Genomic DNA, 16,402 nt, shown 5'->3' with positions numbered 1-16,402 from the left:
ATGTCTCGGGTGGCGAAATGGTGGCCTTGCGTCTGGCGATAACGCACTGTTGAGCTTTTCGGCTCCGTACGTCACCGAATTCGCCCTATGAGGGACAACTGTCCGGCCCCTGGTTCAGCCCGAGGTTGGTCGGGGCGGCATCCAGCAGGGGCGACCAGGCCGGGTCCGAGCCGCGGCCCTGATAGGCCGACTGGGCGATGACCCGTCCCGACAGGTCCACCATCCACAGGTTGGTCGAGCCGCCGCGCGTCTGGCGTGCGAACATCAGATAGCGGCCGTTGGGCGCCCAGGACGGGCCTTCCTCGAAATAGGAGGTCGACAGCTGGCGCTCGCCCGACCCGTCCGTGTTCATCACCCCGATCGAAAACCGGCCGCCGGACGACCTGGTGAAGGCGATCATGTCGCCGCGCGGGCTCCAGGCCGGGGCCGTATAGCTGCCGCCGCCCCGGCTGATCGGCCTCTGGCCCGAGCCGTCGGCATCCATCACATACAGGCGCGGCGTCCCGGACCGGTCCGAGTTAAACACGATCTGGCGCCCGTCCGGACTGAACGAGGGCGAGGTGTCGATGCCGGGGTCAGAGGTCAGGCGCGACAGCTGGCGCGTCCTCAGGTTCATCACATAGACATCGGCATTGCCGCCGCGAATGATCGAAAAGGCCACCTTCGACCCGTCGGCCGAATAGCGGGGGGCCACGGCCTGACCGTCGAACTCGCCCAGGCTTTCGCGCCGTCCGGTCGAGAGGTTGTACAGATAGATGCGGCTGTAGTCCTTGCCCAGCGCCATATAGACGATCTCGTCCGGGCTGGACGAGAAGCGCGGCGTCAGGATGATCTCCTCGCCCTGGGTCAGGAAGACCGGATTGTAGCCGTCCTGGTCGACGATGGCCAGACGGCTCAGCCGGTTCAGCTCGGTGCCGCTCTCGGCCACATACAGGATGCGGGTGTCAAAGAAGCCGCTCTCCCCGGTCATCCGCTGATAGACGACATCGGCGATCTTGTGCGCGATCCGGCGCGACTGTTCGGCCGTGGCGGTGAACTGGTAGCTGACCAGCTGGCACTGGCGGTAGGGGTCATACAGGCGGAAGCCCACGTCATTGCGGCCGTCCGGGCGCTGGGTGACCGAGCCGTACAGCACGGCCTGGGCCCCGATCTGGGTCCACTGCGGAAAATCTGGCGCATTGGCCAGGGTCAGGCCGGTCTCGATGAAGCTGGCGGGATTGATCGGTTCGAAAAAGCCCGACCGCCTCAGATCGGTCGTCACGACGCTGGAGATCTGCGACCCGCCGGCGCCGCTGAACGGGGCGATGGCGATCTGGAACGGCCGCAGCACGCCCTGGTCGATCTCGACCTCGATCGGTCCCTGCTGGCCGCCCGCCGGCTGACCTCCGGGCTGGGCGACCGGCGGGGTCTGGGCGAGAGCCGACATCGAGACCATGGCCGCCGCGCCGATCGCGAGGGCCGCCGCCGTCGAAAGGAGAAGATTCAGACGCATGAAGGGCTCCGGTCGTGAAGGGCGTGTCGCCCGGCCCTTATCGCCAGACCAGGCGCCAAACGCCAGCATGGTTGTCATTGGGGCGACTTTGGGACCGACGGCCGTTTGATGCCCGATGCGTGATGCGGTATGTTCGCAACATGCGGACCACCGTAACCATCGACGACGACGTTCTGGAACGCGCCCGCGCCATCGCACAACTCGAGGACCGGAGTCTGGGTCAGGTTCTGTCGTCCCTCGCACGCAAATCGCTAGATCTTCCGGTGACCCGCGCGCGCGAGCGTAACGGCTTCCTGCTGCTGCCGGATCGCGGCGGGCCGCCCGTCACCATGGAAATGGTCAACCGCCTGCGTGACGAACTGCCGTGACCTTCCTGCTGGACGTCAACGTCCTGATCGCGCTCCTTGATCCCGATCATTCCGCACATGAGGCCGCCCAGGCGTGGTTCGAGACGGATCGCAACCACAGTTGGGCCACCTGTCCCATCACCCAGAACGGCCTCATCAGAATCGTCGGATCGCCCCGATACCCGCGCGCCGCCAGCATCAGGGACGCCTCGGCCTCGCTCCTGCGGGCCACCCAAAGAGCGGACCACGTCTTCTGGCCCGACGACGTCAGCCTCGTCGGCTCGGACTGGATCGACATGGGAGCCGTCACATCCCACGGCCAGATTACCGACAGCTATCTGCTGGCCCTGGCCGCCAGCAAGGGCGGCCGACTGGCGACCTTCGACCGCCGCCTGTCCACCCGCGCCGTCCGCGATGGAGCCCAGGCGCTTCATCTCATTCCCGTCGCCTGAAACCAGCCGTCGCTACTGATTCCGGCAGGCCTGCTCGACATTGAAGGTCGGATTGAATTCGGCGCCGCCGAAGCCGGCCGGCACATCGAACGGCGCGGTCTGGCGGATGGCGCGCAGGGCGCCGTCGGCCGTGGCGCGGTAGATGGGGTCCGAGCGCCCGTCCAGCAGGCGCGGTCCCGAGGTGATCCGCCCGTCCGCCGAGACCGTCAGGTTGACCCGGATCCTCAGCTCGCGCGCCCCCGGCGTGTCGCACGGCAGCTGCCAGTTGGGGATGACCTGACGCATGATCGCCTGGATCTGTGGTCCGGTGGCCTGGGCCGCCTGGCCCGCCCCCTGCTGGCCGGTCGAGGGACGGCCCGGATTGGGGCGCGGCCGGGGCGGGCCGGCCAGGGCGTCCAGATCGAGGGACGGCGTATTGCGCTTCGCGGCCGGAGACGGCGGCGTCGGACGCGGCGGCGTGGGCCGCGCGGGCGTCGGCCGGGGCGGGGTCGGGCGGGCCGGCGCAGGCGGGGTCGGCCGCAGCGGCGTCGGACGCGGCGACGGCGTGGGTCGCGGCGCGGGCGGCGGCGGGGTCGGGGCCGGCGGCGTCGGGGTCGGGGGCGTCGGATCCGGCGGGGTCTCGACCGGGGCCGCGGCGCCGTCCTCGGTGACCCGCTCCTCTGCCGGATTGTCGGCCGGCGCCGCCGCGATCTCGACGCTGGAAATGATGGACACCGGCACCGAGGAGGGCGTCGGCGTCAGCACCTCATCCGTGGGCCAGGCCACGAACAGCAGGCCGGCCGCCCCCGCATGCAACAGGATCGAGGCCAGGATCGCCGGTGACGGACGCCGCACCCCCTATTCCCCCCCGGCCGCCGTCTCGGGCGCCACGGCGGCCTCAGGCGCCGTATCGGTGATCAGGTTCAGCTTGGTGAAGCCGCCGGCCGACAGCCGCGCCATGACCCGGGCCACGGCCTGATAGGGGGCGCGGCCGTCCGCGCGCACGAAGATCGGCTTTTCGCCCAGGCCGGTCTCGCCCGCCTGGACCCCGACCCGGTCCAGCAGGGAGTCCCAGGCGACCTCGTCCTTGTCGATGAAGATGGCGCCCGACTGGTCGATGGAGACGGTGACCGGCTCATTGTCGGTCGGCACGGCGCCCGCCTCGGTCTTGGGCAGCTCGACCGGGACGCCGGTGGTCAGCAGCGGCGCCGAGATCATGAAGATGATCAGCAGCACCAGCATCACATCCACCAGAGGGGTGACGTTGATCTCGCTCAACGGCCGTTTCCGGGCCCGTCTCCGGCCCCGCACATGGCCCTGGCCTGCGCCTCCGCCCATGGCCATGCTCAGTCGTCCCGGCGGGTGTCGGGGCGCAGGTCCGAGGCGGGGCGCGAGGCGCTGGGCGCGCCCAGCCGCCGCGCCACGGCCGCCTGCAGATCATCGGCGAAGCTCTCCAGCCGCCCCGAGAACTTGCCCGCGTCGATCGAGAACTTGTTGTAGCCGATATAGGCGGGGATGGCCGCCGCCAGGCCGATGGCCGTGGCGAACAGGGCCTCAGAGATCGCCGGCGCCACCGTGGTCAGATTGGTGTTGCCGGCCGAGGCGATGGCCCCGAACGCCCGCATGATGCCCCAGACCGTGCCGAACAGGCCGATGAACGGCGAGGCCGTCGCCACCACCGACAGCACGCCCAGACCGTTCTCGATCCTCTGGCCTTCGCGGGCGATGATGGAGTCCAGCGACCGGTCGATGCGGGCGATCAGCAGATTGCCCTGTTGTTCGGTCAGCGGTCCCCGTGCCCGGGTCTCGCGCCAGTCGTTCAGGGCGGTGACCAGCATGCGCGGCAGGGCATGGTCGGGGTGCGGCCCGGCCTCGGCCGCCACATCCTCCAGCGAACGGCCGGACGACAGCGCCTTTTCGAACGCCTCGGCCTGACTGTTCAGGGCGGCGAACCTCAGCGCCTTGTCGATGATGACGCCCCAGGACCAGATCGAGGCGATCGCCAGTCCGATCATGATGCCCTTCACCACCCAGTCCGCCGCCATGAACAGGGCGACGGGGTTCAGCATCGATTCTGCGGCGGCGGGCTCGATCATGGGGCCTCTCAGGGTGCGGATTCGCGTCGGGCCAGCATGCCGGGCCCCGTGACGATAGTAAGGCCGTCAAAGCCCGCCCCGCACGCCCCCGTCAAGCCGATGCGCGCGAGGGGCGTGATTTGGCGCCCCTGACACCCCTTCCGTCGCCGCTGCACCGTACGGAGAGCCCGGCCCGCGCCTCACCCTGCGTTCGAATTGACCGCCAGCCCCCCTCCGACCAGAAGGATCGGCAGAAGAGAGACGGTGATCACGGCGCCGGCCCTCATGCCTTCGGATGGCATGTCTGTTCCCCGTTCCGGTTTCGCCGGTCAGCCTGACGGGGCATCGCCGGCCGTGGGCGCCAGCCAGGGCCGCACCCCGTCCATCAGCGCCTTCGTCGGGCGGGCGGGGCGGCCGTCCAGATGGATGCAGACCGCCGTCACCTCGGCCCGGCACAGCACCTCGCCGGCGCGCTCGACGCTCTGGCGGATCATCAGCCTCGGCCCCTTCACCGCATCATAGGCGGTGCGCACGATCAGGGCGTCGTCGATCCGGGCGGGCTTGAGAAATTTCAGCGCCATCCCGGCGACAACGAAGGCGATCGGCCGATCCCCCTCCATCAGGGCGGCGTGGCCCGACGTCGTCAGACGCAGAAAATCCGACCGGCCGCGCTCGAAATACCGCACATAGTTGGCGTGATAGACCAGACCGGTGAAGTCCGTGTCCTCGTAATAGACCCGGACCGGCAGGATATGTTCCCGTCCGATGAACCGACCGGAACTCGGCAGATCAGGCCCGGACATCAGTGATAGACCGGATTGACGGCCGGCTCCGGCAGGTTCGGACAGTCGCGCGCCTTCATGGCGGCGAACTCGGCGGCCAGCGGGTCGGTCTCGAACAGGATGCGATTGGGGCGTGAGATAAAGGCGATGGCCCCCGGCCGCCCCCTGAACCCCGCATAGCCGCACATCACCCGGCCCGATCCGGCCGTGGCGTAACGGACCTCGGCCCCGCGCCCCATCTGCGTCCGCACCTGCTGGTTCATCCGCTCCCCCGGGGCCTCGGGCTCCAGGGTCCAGCGACCGCCCTGGCTGACGGCATAGGCGCTCACCGCCCCCAGTCCGAGAACCAGGACGCCCATCATCATGATCAGCCGCTGCACGTTCAGGCGTCTGGCCACCTGATCCTCCCCGTCCGGCCGGGATCATGCCGGGCTTCGTCGCGACAGGGAACCCCGTCCGGGCGGATGCCGGGTGCTGGCGCGCGCAGCGGCGCCATGTTTAGCTCGCCCCGTTCAGGGGAGCTCATCATGCGACGTCCACACTCCGCCGCCGTGTTTCCAGCCGCAGCCGTGCTGCTGGCCGCAGCCCTGACCACAACGCCCCTGGCGGCCCAGACGCGCACCGTGACAGAGGCCGCCGCCCCTGAAAACGCCGGTTTAACCACCACGCTGACAGAGATCGACGCCGCCTTCGACCGCTGGCAGGCCGGGGCGCACGTCCCCGGCTATGTCTATGGCGTGGTCCTCGATGGCCGGCTGATCCACCTCCACGCCTCGGGCGTGAAGACGGTGGACGGCGCCCCGGTCGGCCCCGACACCCTGTTCCGCATCGCCTCCATGTCCAAGGCCTTCACCGCCCTGGCCATCCTCAGGCTGCGCGACGACGGCCGGCTGTCACTGGACGATCTGGCCGAGACCCATGTCCCCGAACTGGCCAACCTGACCTATCCCACCGCCGATTCGCCGCGCATCCGCGTGCGCGACCTGCTCAGCCATCTCGGCGGCTTCGTCACCGACGACCCCTGGGGCGACCGGCAACAGGTCATGACCGAGGCGGAATTCACCGCCTTCCTCGAAGGCGGCCTGCCCTTCACCCGCACGCCCCAGACCGCGTTCGAATATTCCAACCTGGGCTACGCCCTGCTCGGCCGGATCGTGGCCAACGCCTCCGGTCGTCCGTACAATGACTATATCGAACAGGAGATCATGCGCCCGCTCGGCATGACCTCCACCGGCTATGACGTCTTCGCCTCCGATCCGGACCGACGCGCCCTCGGCTACCGCTGGGAGAACGACGTCTGGACCCGCGAGCCCGATATGGCCCACGGCGTCTTCGGCGCCATGGGCGGGGTCCAGACCTCGGCCGAGGACTATGCGAAATGGATCGCCTTCCTGCTGTCGGCCTGGCCGGCGCGCGACGATCCGGATGCCGGCCCCGTCCGCCGCTCCACGGTCCGCGAGATGGCCCAGGGGCTGAACTTCGTCTCGGCCCGCTCGCGCACCGGATCGGACGGCAAGCCCTGCGCGGTGGCCACCGCCTATGGCAAGGGACTGACCTCGGGGACCGACTGCGAACTGGGCGCCTATCTGACCCACGGCGGCGGCTATCCGGGTTATGGCTCCAACATGATCCTGGCGCCCGACCGGGGCCTCGGCGTCTTCAGCTTCGCCAACCGCACCTATGCCGGAACCGGGGGCGCGACGTTCGACGCGGCGGTCAAACTGGCGGTCGCGGGCCTCGCCCCGGCCCGGGCCCTGCCCGCCTCCCCCGCCCTGACCTCGGCCTACGAGGCCCTCGGCGAGATCTGGATGGCCGGCGATGTCGCCGTGGCCGAAGACCGGCTGGCGATGAACTTTCTTATGGACCGCTCGGTCGAGAACTGGCGCACGGTGCTGACGACGCTGAAGGCCGACGCCGGCGCCTGCGCCCCGGACGCACCCTTCACCGCCACGGGCGCCCTGTCGGCCAATTTCGCCTGGACCTGCCTGAACGGCCGCATTGACGGGCGGTTGCTGCTGGCCCCGACCACGCCGCCCACGATCCAAGCGCTCAATTTCCGCTACACCCCGAGGCCGGACGAGGCGGTGCAGTAGCACGACAAATCGAGGCAGCGCCTAATCGTGCCAAATCACTTCCGCAGCTAGATATTCACTGAACACGATCCGTACGGTTGTGTTGTTTCCGCTTCCGTCGGCTACGTAACGATACCGTCCAGCCTGTATGGAGACCCAACCAAAATTATCATCAGAGGGGAACTTGTGTATCCGGCGATGTAAGGCACGGGACCCAACTTCCGGCCAACCCGGATAACGTGGCGGTGTTTCGAACGCTTTCCGCGCTTCTAGATCCAAAATGTGTAGCGGCACTATGTTGATTAGCGGGTCAGCATCGTCGGGCCAGTCGGTAAGTTCAAACGCAGCGTGCCCGCGAGCGAGCTTTTCAATGACGTGACCCCCGTTTCTCATCCAGCCATAACGAGAGTCCTTGGTTGATCTGAGCCGGGGTTGGTGGGGTTGGCAAGAGGCCGGTCTGCGCAGCTTTCAACTCGCGCAGCAGGCCGGCCGATCTGTCCGGTGAGCGCATCGGCGTAGGCCTGCGGCGTCAGCCACCCCAGCTTCGAGTGAGGCCGGGTTTCGTTGTAGTCGCGCCGCCAGGCTTCCAGCACGACCCGGGCATGCGGCAGGGAGCGGAACAGCGTCTCGTTCAACAGCTCGTCGCGTAGGCGGCCGTTGAAGCTCTCGTTGAAGCCGTTCTGCTGGGGCTTGCCCGGCGCGATGTAATGCCAGCCGACCGCCGCATCGTCAGCCCAGGCCAGTATGGCGTTCGAGGTTAACTCCGTGCCGTTGTCGCTGACGATGGTCTCCGGACGCCCGCGCTGCTGGATGATGATGTCTAGCTCACGCGCGACCCGTGCGCCCGACAGCGAGGTATCGGCCACCAGCGCCAGGCACTCGCGGGTGCAGTTGTCGATCACCGTCAGGATGCGGAAGCGCCTGCCGTCGGTGAGCTGGTCGGACACGAAGTCTAGCGACCAGCGTTGGTTGGCAACCAACGGCGTTTCCAGCGGACGTCGCGTGCCCATGGCCCGCTTTCGGCCGCCGCGCCTGCGCACCGTCAACCTCTCCTCCCGATAGATCCTCTGGACCCGCTTGCGGTTCACCGCATGGCCCTCGCGTCGAAGCATCACGTGCAGACGTCGATAGCCGAACCTCCGGCGCTCCTGCGCCAAGGCCTTCAATCGATCCCGCAGGACGCCGTCATCCGGCCGCGTGGCCTGATACCGCACGCTTGCCCGATCGGTGCCCAGCACCCGGCACGCCCGCCGCTCGCTCATCTCGTAGAACGACTGCAGATGCGCCGCCGCTTCTCGATGCGCAGCGGGCGTCACCACTTTTTTCCAAGCAGGTCCTTCAGCGCGACGTTGTCGAGCATCGCGTCCGCCAGCATCCGCTTCAGCTTGGTGTTCTCGTCCTCCAGCGCCTTCAGACGCCGGGCCTCCGACACGTCCATGCCGCCGAACTTGGCCTTCCACTTGTAGAAGGTCGCCGAGCTGACACCGTGACGCCGGCAGACCTCTGCCGTCGCAACGCCCGCCTCCTGCTCACGCAGGATCCCGATGATCTGCTCTTCCGTGAACCGTGATCGCTTCATCTGTCCGTCCTTTCGAGGGGCGGACTCTAGCTATTCCTGGAGGAGTTTCAGGGGGTCACGTCACGGGGGTTCCGCCAGACCGAGGTGACTATAGGCCCGCGCACAGGCCATCCGTCCCCGCGGCGTGCGCTGGATGAAGCCCTGCTGGAGCAGATAGGGCTCGATCACGTCCTCGACCGCGTCGCGCGCCTCGGCGATCGCCGCCGCCAGGGTGTCCATCCCCACCGGCCCGCCGCCATAGTTCTCGATCAGGGCCTTCAGGAAACGCCGGTCGTTGGCGTCCAGCCCGACCTCGTCGATCTCGAGTCGCGCCAGGGCCCGCGCCGCCGCCAGCCGGTCGATGGTCGCCGCCCCCTCAGCAGAGGCAAAATCGCGCACCCGGCGCAGCAGTCGCCCGGCCACGCGCGGCGTGCCCCGCGACCGCGCCGCGATCTCGCGCGCGCCCTCCTCGGTGATCGCCGCCCCCATCTTGCGGGCCGTGCCCATCACCACCCGGGTCAGTTCCTCGGCGGTATAGAATTCCAGCCTCAGCGGAATGCCGAACCGGTCCCGCAACGGCGTGGCCAGCAGCCCCGCCCGGGTCGTCGCCCCGACCAGGGTGAAGGGCGCCAGATCGATCCTGACCGACCGCGCCGACGGCCCCTCGCCGATGATCAGGTCCAGCACATGGTCCTCCATGGCCGGATACAGGATCTCCTCCACCGTCGGGGCCAGCCGGTGAATCTCGTCGATGAACAGGACGTCGCGCGGTTCCAGATTGGTCAGGATCGCCGCCAGATCGCCTGCCTTGGCCAGGATCGGGCCGGAGGTGGCCCGGAAGCCCACGCCCAGCTCGCGCGCCACGATCTGGGCCAGGGTCGTCTTGCCCAGCCCGGGCGGGCCGAACAGCAGCACATGGTCCAGGGATTCGCCGCGCCCCCGCGCCGCGTCGATGAAGACCTTCAGATTGCCCTTGGCCTGCTCCTGCCCGACGAAGTCCGACAGGGTCTGGGGCCGCAGCGCCCGGTCATAGGTTTCGCCGGGGGCGGGGACAGGCGAGATGATGCGGTCGTCGGTCATGGCGCACTCGAGTGGCGAGTGGCGAGCGGCGAGTGGCGAGGAAAGTCGCTCAGCTTGAGAAAGGCGTCCGTCGATCTCGCCGACGAGGATGCGACAGGAGAGGCGTCTTCTCGCCACTCGCCACTCGCCACTCGCCACTCATCAGCCACTCGCCACTTCCTTGTCACCGCCCCAACTCCTGCAAGGCCGCCCGGATGACCGCCGACAGCTCGGCCCCCTCGCCCAGCCGGATCAGGGCCTGATCCACGGCCCGGCGCGCATTCACCTCGGCCACGCCCAGACCCAGCAGGGCCGAGACGGCCTCGCCGGTGATCGACGGCGGCGGCGGCGCGATCTCGACATGGACCCCCGACGCCGAAGGGGTGAACGACACATCGCCCAGCGGCTTGCCCTTCAGCTCGGTGACGATCCGCAGCGCCAGTTTCGGCCCCACCCCATTGGCCCGGCCGATCGCGGCCTTGTCGTCACGCGCCACCGCCCCCGCCAGTTCGCCGGGCGGCAGGACATCCAGCACCGACAGCGCCGCCTTGGGTCCCACCCCCTGGATCCCGGTCAGGGTGGTGAAGGCCCGCCGCTCGTCGCGGCTCAGGAAGCCGTACAGCCGCGGCCCGTTCTCGGCCGACCACGAACTCTCGATATACAGGGTCGCCTCGTCGCCCGGCGCCGGCAGCCGTTGCAGCGTCCGCGCGCCACAGGCCACCACATAGCCCACCCCGGCGCAGTCGATCAGGCAATGCCCCTCCTCGACCTCGGCCAGCACCCCGCGCAATCTTCCGATCATGAGCCTGTCCTCCCTGTCGGCGTAGCCGATGGGGAGGTGGCGCGGCGCGGCTTCGCGCCGTGACGGAGGGGGCGAGACGGCGTCGACAGCATGCGAGGCCTCCTCGACGGAGTCGCCCCCTCCGTCTCGCCGGCTTCGCCGTCGATCCACCTCCCCATTCGCTGCGCGAACAGGGAGGACGAAGGAAAGCCCCCCCTCACGCCGCCCCCCGCAGCGCCGTCAGCAAGGCCCGCTTGCGCATCTGGGCATGGGTGATGGCCACGGCCAGCGCATCGGCCGCGTCGGCGGTGACATCTCCGGCGGCCGGCAGCAGCCGCTTCACCATGAAGGCGATCTGGGCCTTGTCGGCATGGCCGGCGCCGACCACGGCCTTCTTGATCAGGTTCGGCGAATATTCCGCCACCGACAGCCCGTGCCGCGCCGGGGCCAGCATCACCGCCGCCCGCGCATGACCCAGCTTCAGGGTAGAGGACGGGTTTACGTTGACAAACACCTCCTCGATCGCCGCCTCGTCGCAGGAATAGGCGGCGCAGATCTCGCCGACGGCCTCAAGCAGATGCAGCAGCCGCTCACTGAACGGCGCTGTCTCCGGCGGCGTCACCACCCCGTGGGCGATCCAGCGCAGGCGCGACCCTTCCGCCGCCACCACGCCCCAGCCGGTGCGGCGCAGGCCGGGATCAAGCCCCAGAATCCGGACAGGGTGAGTCGCTGCGTTCGTCATTCGTTCCCGTCATGCCCGAAACAAGGTTTACGGACAATGACCGGAGCAGGCTTCCGCGGAAAGGGACGCCGCGGCGCGCCAGGCCATCATCACCTGGGCCTGGTACAGAAATGACCAGTCATTGAGCGAGCGGCGCATCTCGGCGCTGTCGCCGGTTTCGATGGCGCGACTGCGAAACGCATCGGCCGCCAGCGCCACCTGTCGATAGGTCGCGGCCCGGCCCCCGGACGCATAGGCCAGCCGGGCCTGGATCAGGGCCGCCATCCCGCGCATCTGCGGCGACACCCGGTGACCGGCCGCCGCCGCCGCCGTCAGTCGGTCCAGAAGAACCCCGGCCTCGGTCGTCCGTCCGGCCTGGATCAGTTGATAGGCGGCCACGATCAGGCGCGAATGCACCGTCGAATGGCCCTCGCCCAGATCGGCGGCGGCCATCTCCAGCGCCTCCAGGATCAGGGCCAGTCCTTCGGCGAAACGCGGCTCGCCGGGGGTGCTGGTAAAGGTCAGCAACTCGCCCAGGCCGTCGATCGCCCGCGCCCGGCCAATCCGGCTCCGGTCGTCCGCCCCCCGACGACGCTCCATGACGTGCCGGTACAGCGCCTCCGCCTCCGCCGTGCGCGGATCCTCGAGGAGCCGCCCGGACGCCAGGGCCAGGGTGTCCGCCAGATCATAGTCGGCGTCGAGCGTCAGGCTGTCGGCCTCCCCGAGCCGCTCGCGCCTCAACCGCGCCAGGTCGCGCGCCGGTTCAATCGCGGCCTCGAACGCCTCGCGCGAACGGGCGAGAGCCGCAGCATCGGCCAGGGCCTGCTCCTGTTCCCCGGCGGACATCGCGCCCGCCTCGCCGCCCAGCCCGGCCATACGGATCCGCACGCCGCGCTCGTCGGCGGACCGGTCGAGGGCGGCATAGGCCCGCGCCAGGGCGTCGCCGACGACCCGGGCGCTGGCCAGATCACCGGCCTCCACATTGTAGTCCAGCGACGCCTCCATCCAGGGCACGGCCTCGGCGAACCGGCCCTGCCGCATGGCCGCCGTGGCGAGGGCCAGCCTCAGCCGTTCGGTGTGCAGGCTGTCCGGCCCGAACCGGCGCAGGGCCAGCGCCAGTCCCGGATCGGCGACCGCCACGGCCCGGGCGTCCCGGCCCAGGGCGCTCAGACTCTCGGCCCGGCGGCTCTGGATGATCACGTCCTCGCTGGACCCCTTGCCGGTCAACCGACGCACCACCGGCGACAGCGCCGCCCAGTGGCCCTCGGCCTCCTCATGCCGGCCGGCCGAGCCGAGGGCGTCGGCGAGGGCGAACCGGGCGGTGAGCGCCGCCGCCGTCTCGGCCCCGCCGGCGGCCGCCATCTCCCAGGTCGCCTGGGCCCGGGCGACCGGATCGCCCGCCTTATCAGGTTCGGGCCCGGCCTCCGCCTGACCGTCCAGCCCCCGGCCTGCCGCCGCCGCTTCGGCAGGGGCCATGACCATCAGACAGAGGCCGGCGCACAGGACAGACATTCCCGCCAAAGCCCCTGACCCTGGCCTGACCCGGCGGGGGTCGGGCTGGCCGGTCAGTCGGGGAAGGGCGCGGACCGTCATCATGCCGCGACCATCATCGCGCCCTGTCCGTTCCGCAAGTCTCCGAACCTGACACGGCGAAAGTCACAGCCCGGGCGACCGACCTCTCCGACGCCGGGGGATCGAGCCGCCCGTCGTCACCCCGCGTATTTCGCCAGATCCTCGTCGGAGATGTCCTCGTTGGAATAGACCGACGACACATCGTCCTCGGCGTCCAGCGCATCCAGCAGCTTCATCAGGGTGCCGACGGCCTCGCCGGTGACGGCGACTTCCGTCTGGGGTTTCCAGACGATGGCGGTCGACTTGGCGTCGCCCAGGGTCTTCGACAGGGCCTCGGCCACCTCGTTCAGATCCTCGAACGCCGTCCAGATCGTATGGCCGGGCGCATCCTCATAGATGTCGGGCTTGACCAGATCGCTCTCGACGTCCTGGGCGCCGGCCTCGATGGCGGCCTCCATGACCTCGTCCTCGGTGCCGGCCTCGGCCTTGTAGATGATCTGGCCGACCTTGTCCCACATGAAGGCGACCGAGTTCATCTCGCTCAGCGCGCCGCCGTTCTTCTTGAAGGCCGCGCCGATGTTCGACGCCGCGCGGTTGCGATTGTCCGTCAGGGCCTCGACGATGATGCCGACGCCGCCGGGGCCCCGGCCCTCGTAGCGGACCTCTTCCATCGTATCGACGTCGCCGCCCGAGGCCTTGTTGATGGCCCGCTGGATCACGTCCTTGGGCAGGCTTTCGGCCTTGGCGTTGTTGACCGCCAGACGCAGGCGCGGGTTCAGGGCCGGGTCGGGCATGCCCGCCTTGGCCGCCACGGTGATGTCGCGCGACAGTTTGGAAAACAGTTTGGACCGCACCGCATCGGCGCGCCCCTTCCGGTGCATGATGTTCTTGAACTTGGAATGGCCGGCCATGAGGTATCTCTTCAAGGGGCGCCCGGGTTCGGCTCACGGAGCCTCGCGGATCGGGTGCGGGTCGTCGCTGTCGAGGGCGACGCGGCCGTTTTCGGGCGGGCGCGTCACGAAGTTGAGCCGCCGCCTCTAGCATCGGCGCCGTCGCCGGTCGAGAAGGACGGGGCTCCGGTCGCCCGCGATCTGCAATCCCCTATCGGAACCGGCGCCGCTTCGGCGTATTGTGACGAAAAGCCTTCAGGGAGCCTTGCCATGACCAACGACCACGACCTGCCCGGCGAGGACCAGACCGCCTTCTACGACGCCGAGGGTCACGACGACCTCGGCGCCTTCGGCGACTATGAGGAGGCGGACATCGTGGAATGGTACGAGGCGCGGCCCGTCACCCTGTCGACCGCCGCCGCCACCGGCTCGATCCTGGGCGCCTTCGCCCTGGGGGCCCTGACCGCCGTCGCCATCCTCGCCCTGACCCGCCACTACGACGACTGAGATCTGACGACTCTAGGGCGTCGCCGTCTTCGTCGGCAGACCGGTCAGCCGCGCCTTGTCGAGGCTCAGCGCCATGCCCGCATTGCGTCCCGCCAGCGTAACCACCCGGTACTGCGCCGCCGTGCCCAGGATCAACGAGGCCTCGGTCGGGGTCAGTCCATAGTCCTGGGCCAGCCACTGGATCATGCCGGTCGTCGCCTGTTTCAGGGCATCGTCCAGCGATCCGTCCTGACCGATCGTGGTGATCCGGTCCTCCGTCTCGACCCGGGGTCCGCTCATCGGCCGGCCGGGCAGCAACCGGACGCTGAACTCGACATCAAGCGACGTCTCCAGCGCCCATTGCGTCGTTTCCCCGTCGCCTTGCAGGGCGTGGCCGTCGCCCAGATACAGCAGGGCGCCGGGCTGATAGACCGGCAGATAGATCGTCGCCCCCTCGCCGAGCCCGTTGAAATCGATATTGCCGCCGAACCGCCCGGTATCCCCCGCCGAGAACGGCTGGAAGCCGAAGTCGGGCGCGACACCCAGTCCGCCCAGCATCGGCCGCACGGGCACGACATAGTCCCTCAGCCGCTCGGGCGGGGTCTCGAGCCGCGCCGTCCCCGCCGCCCGGTCCAGCCGCCAGCGCACCCGCTCGCTGCGACCCGCGCCATTGGCCGCCATCCCGGGCGTCAGGGCGCGGCCGACAAGCCCGCTCAGACTGTCGGCCCAGTCGCGGTTCAGCGACAGTTTGCGGATCCGGACTGCCAGCACCTGCCCCGGCTCCGCCCCCAGAACGAAGAACGGACCCGTCTGCGGATTGCCGTAGAGGGCCCGTGTCACACCCGCGGCGTCCACCCCGCCGGAGTCAATCGTCTGTGTACTAATTATCTCGTCCGGACGAATGAACAGCACGGGTTCGCGCTCGGCCGTGAAGGCGTTGGACCAGCTGTCCGGGGCGTACGCCCGCCGCCCCGGTGGACCGGCCTGAACCTCGGGCAGGCGTCGGCCGGTCACCGCATGCCGCTGGCGCGCGGCGTCGTCATTGGTGTCGGGAAAATCCGCCTCGCCGGTCAGCCGGCCGTCGACGAGGGTCGCCTCGAGCCGCAACAGATCGCCCTCGCCCGTCGTCGAAACGGTCAGTCTTCCGGCTTCCAGTCGGCCCACCAGCGACCGGTCGCCGAGCCGCCCGGTGACCGACCCGTCGGGCGCGGCGTCCAGCACGGCCATCCGCCGCTCGACATTGCCCCATCGGTCGATGGAAAGCAGCCAGGTCTCGGGCTCCGCCTGGGCGCTTCCGGCGGCCAGAAGCCCGATCAGACACAATACCGTTCCGCGCATAGATCCAGCCTCGCCAACAACCAGACGCTACGCCTGTAGCGCAACCGGACTGCAAGCAAGTGAAGCTTTGTCCATGAAGGCGCGGGTGACGACCTGCCCCCCATTGGCCTGAGGTTCGTACCAAACCAAATTCGTCATCCTCGCCCTTGTGGCGAGGATCCAGAAACACCGTCGTTTGTGGGGGCCACGGATGGGCCGAGCCGACGGCGCGAACCTTGGACAGACCGCGAGTCTGGATCCTCGCCACAAGGGCGAGGATGACGATCATGGAGAGTCGTCACATTCGCGGGCCGGTTGCCGCCCGCCTGCATTGAGACGAACCTAGTCCGCCTTCAGATTCTCGACCACGGCCCGCAGCTTGCCCGAGATCGGCTTGGGCCGACGGGTTTCCCGGTCGACATAGACGTGGACGAAATGGCCGATGGCGGCCGGGGTCGTGGTGCCCCGACGGAAGACGGCGAAGCCATAGCTGACACTGGAATTGCCGATACGGTCGACCTTGATCCCGACCTCGATCACATCGGGAAAGGCCAGGGACGAGGTGTAGCGGCAGCCCGAATCGACCACCAGGCCGATGGACTCGTCCAGGGCGTCGGCGATCAGCAGATGGGCGTTCACCGCCGAGTCGACGAACTCATAGAATTTGGCGTTGTTGATATGGCCGTACTGGTCGTTGTCGGCCCAGCGGGTCGAGACCATGTGGAAGGCCTTGTAGGTGTTGCGTTCGGCCAGCTTGCCTTCTTCACGGGCGGGCATTGTTTTTGTTTCCTCCTGAATTTGAACCCCGAAACTCGAGCT

Annotated in this window: 18 protein-coding genes; 4 read left to right on the top strand and 14 right to left on the bottom strand. The window is 68.9% G+C overall.

Features of this window, described 5'->3' with window-relative positions:
• Positions 1-85: 85 nt before the first annotated feature.
• On the bottom strand, positions 86-1,492 hold the full coding sequence (gene tolB / locus ACW17W_RS02890) for a Tol-Pal system beta propeller repeat protein TolB (protein ID WP_492079181.1): 1,407 nt from the start codon (positions 1,490-1,492) through the stop codon (positions 86-88).
• A 140-nt stretch (positions 1,493-1,632) separates the two neighbouring features.
• Here tolB and ACW17W_RS02885 point away from each other — a divergent pair, with 140 nt between their 5' ends.
• Complete coding sequence (locus ACW17W_RS02885; RefSeq protein WP_492079179.1) at positions 1,633-1,860, top strand: CopG family transcriptional regulator; 228 nt, start codon at positions 1,633-1,635, stop codon at positions 1,858-1,860.
• Positions 1,857-2,291, top strand: coding sequence for a TA system VapC family ribonuclease toxin (locus ACW17W_RS02880; protein ID WP_492079177.1), 435 nt, complete (start codon positions 1,857-1,859; stop codon positions 2,289-2,291). The genes ACW17W_RS02885 and ACW17W_RS02880 overlap by 4 nt, the downstream gene beginning before the upstream one ends.
• A 12-nt stretch (positions 2,292-2,303) precedes the next feature.
• Here the strand turns inward: ACW17W_RS02880 and ACW17W_RS02875 are convergent, their stop codons facing one another.
• The 5 genes from ACW17W_RS02875 to ACW17W_RS02855 form a co-directional block, all read right to left on the bottom strand.
• Positions 2,304-3,125 carry a hypothetical protein gene (locus ACW17W_RS02875; RefSeq protein ID WP_492079175.1) on the bottom strand — a complete coding sequence of 274 codons (822 nt, stop codon included), beginning with the start codon at positions 3,123-3,125 and terminating at the stop codon, positions 2,304-2,306.
• Between the two features lie 3 nt (positions 3,126-3,128).
• Positions 3,129-3,614 carry an ExbD/TolR family protein gene (locus ACW17W_RS02870; RefSeq protein ID WP_492079173.1) on the bottom strand — a complete coding sequence of 162 codons (486 nt, stop codon included), beginning with the start codon at positions 3,612-3,614 and terminating at the stop codon, positions 3,129-3,131.
• Between the two features lie 2 nt (positions 3,615-3,616).
• Positions 3,617-4,363, bottom strand: coding sequence for a protein TolQ (tolQ, locus tag ACW17W_RS02865; RefSeq protein ID WP_492080242.1), 747 nt, complete (start codon positions 4,361-4,363; stop codon positions 3,617-3,619).
• Between the two features lie 311 nt (positions 4,364-4,674).
• Complete coding sequence (locus ACW17W_RS02860; protein ID WP_492079172.1) at positions 4,675-5,148, bottom strand: YbgC/FadM family acyl-CoA thioesterase; 474 nt, start codon at positions 5,146-5,148, stop codon at positions 4,675-4,677.
• Positions 5,148-5,525: a hypothetical protein gene (locus ACW17W_RS02855; protein WP_492079170.1), complete on the bottom strand. Its 378-nt coding sequence runs from the start codon at positions 5,523-5,525 to the stop codon at positions 5,148-5,150. The genes ACW17W_RS02860 and ACW17W_RS02855 overlap by 1 nt, the downstream gene beginning before the upstream one ends.
• Before the next feature lie 129 nt (positions 5,526-5,654).
• Between ACW17W_RS02855 and ACW17W_RS02850 the strand changes: the two genes are divergently transcribed.
• A complete protein-coding gene (locus ACW17W_RS02850) occupies positions 5,655-7,220 on the top strand; it encodes a serine hydrolase domain-containing protein (protein WP_492079168.1) in 1,566 nt (521 codons plus the stop codon).
• A 368-nt stretch (positions 7,221-7,588) separates the two neighbouring features.
• On the opposite strand, the gene ACW17W_RS02845 is transcribed toward ACW17W_RS02850, so the two are convergent.
• From ACW17W_RS02845 to ACW17W_RS02820, 6 genes are all read right to left on the bottom strand, one after another.
• A protein-coding gene (locus ACW17W_RS02845) for an IS3 family transposase (RefSeq protein WP_492076467.1) occupies positions 7,589-8,778 on the bottom strand; the annotation gives its coding sequence in 2 pieces (ribosomal slippage) (positions 7,589-8,520 and positions 8,520-8,778; 1,191 coding nt in all).
• 60 nt (positions 8,779-8,838) lie between these two features.
• Positions 8,839-9,837 carry a Holliday junction branch migration DNA helicase RuvB gene (gene ruvB, locus ACW17W_RS02840; protein ID WP_492079166.1) on the bottom strand — a complete coding sequence of 333 codons (999 nt, stop codon included), beginning with the start codon at positions 9,835-9,837 and terminating at the stop codon, positions 8,839-8,841.
• 163 nt (positions 9,838-10,000) lie between these two features.
• The gene (ruvA, locus tag ACW17W_RS02835; RefSeq protein WP_492079165.1) at positions 10,001-10,618 is read right to left on the bottom strand and encodes a Holliday junction branch migration protein RuvA; all 618 of its coding nucleotides are present in this window, start codon (positions 10,616-10,618) and stop codon (positions 10,001-10,003) included.
• Between the two features lie 196 nt (positions 10,619-10,814).
• Positions 10,815-11,339 (bottom strand): crossover junction endodeoxyribonuclease RuvC, encoded by a 525-nt coding sequence (gene ruvC / locus ACW17W_RS02830; RefSeq protein WP_492079163.1) that lies wholly within the window; start codon positions 11,337-11,339, stop codon positions 10,815-10,817.
• A 27-nt stretch (positions 11,340-11,366) separates the two neighbouring features.
• The gene (locus tag ACW17W_RS02825; protein WP_492079161.1) at positions 11,367-12,830 is read right to left on the bottom strand and encodes a hypothetical protein; all 1,464 of its coding nucleotides are present in this window, start codon (positions 12,828-12,830) and stop codon (positions 11,367-11,369) included.
• A 197-nt stretch (positions 12,831-13,027) separates the two neighbouring features.
• The gene (locus ACW17W_RS02820; RefSeq protein WP_492079159.1) at positions 13,028-13,801 is read right to left on the bottom strand and encodes a YebC/PmpR family DNA-binding transcriptional regulator; all 774 of its coding nucleotides are present in this window, start codon (positions 13,799-13,801) and stop codon (positions 13,028-13,030) included.
• A gap of 249 nt (positions 13,802-14,050) precedes the next feature.
• Between ACW17W_RS02820 and ACW17W_RS02815 the strand changes: the two genes are divergently transcribed.
• Complete coding sequence (locus ACW17W_RS02815) at positions 14,051-14,287, top strand: hypothetical protein (RefSeq protein WP_492079157.1); 237 nt, start codon at positions 14,051-14,053, stop codon at positions 14,285-14,287.
• Positions 14,288-14,299: 12 nt separating this feature from the next.
• Here the strand turns inward: ACW17W_RS02815 and ACW17W_RS02810 are convergent, their stop codons facing one another.
• Together ACW17W_RS02810 and ACW17W_RS02805 are read right to left on the bottom strand one after the other, a co-directional pair.
• Positions 14,300-15,604 carry an acetamidase/formamidase family protein gene (locus tag ACW17W_RS02810; protein WP_492079155.1) on the bottom strand — a complete coding sequence of 435 codons (1,305 nt, stop codon included), beginning with the start codon at positions 15,602-15,604 and terminating at the stop codon, positions 14,300-14,302.
• Positions 15,605-15,925: 321 nt separating this feature from the next.
• Positions 15,926-16,360 (bottom strand): acyl-CoA thioesterase, encoded by a 435-nt coding sequence (locus ACW17W_RS02805; protein ID WP_492079153.1) that lies wholly within the window; start codon positions 16,358-16,360, stop codon positions 15,926-15,928.
• Between the last annotated feature and the right edge of the window lie 42 nt (positions 16,361-16,402).

Source organism: Brevundimonas sp. FV1ye29L (assembly GCF_058681095.1).
This window is presented reverse-complemented; position numbering and strand designations above follow the sequence as displayed.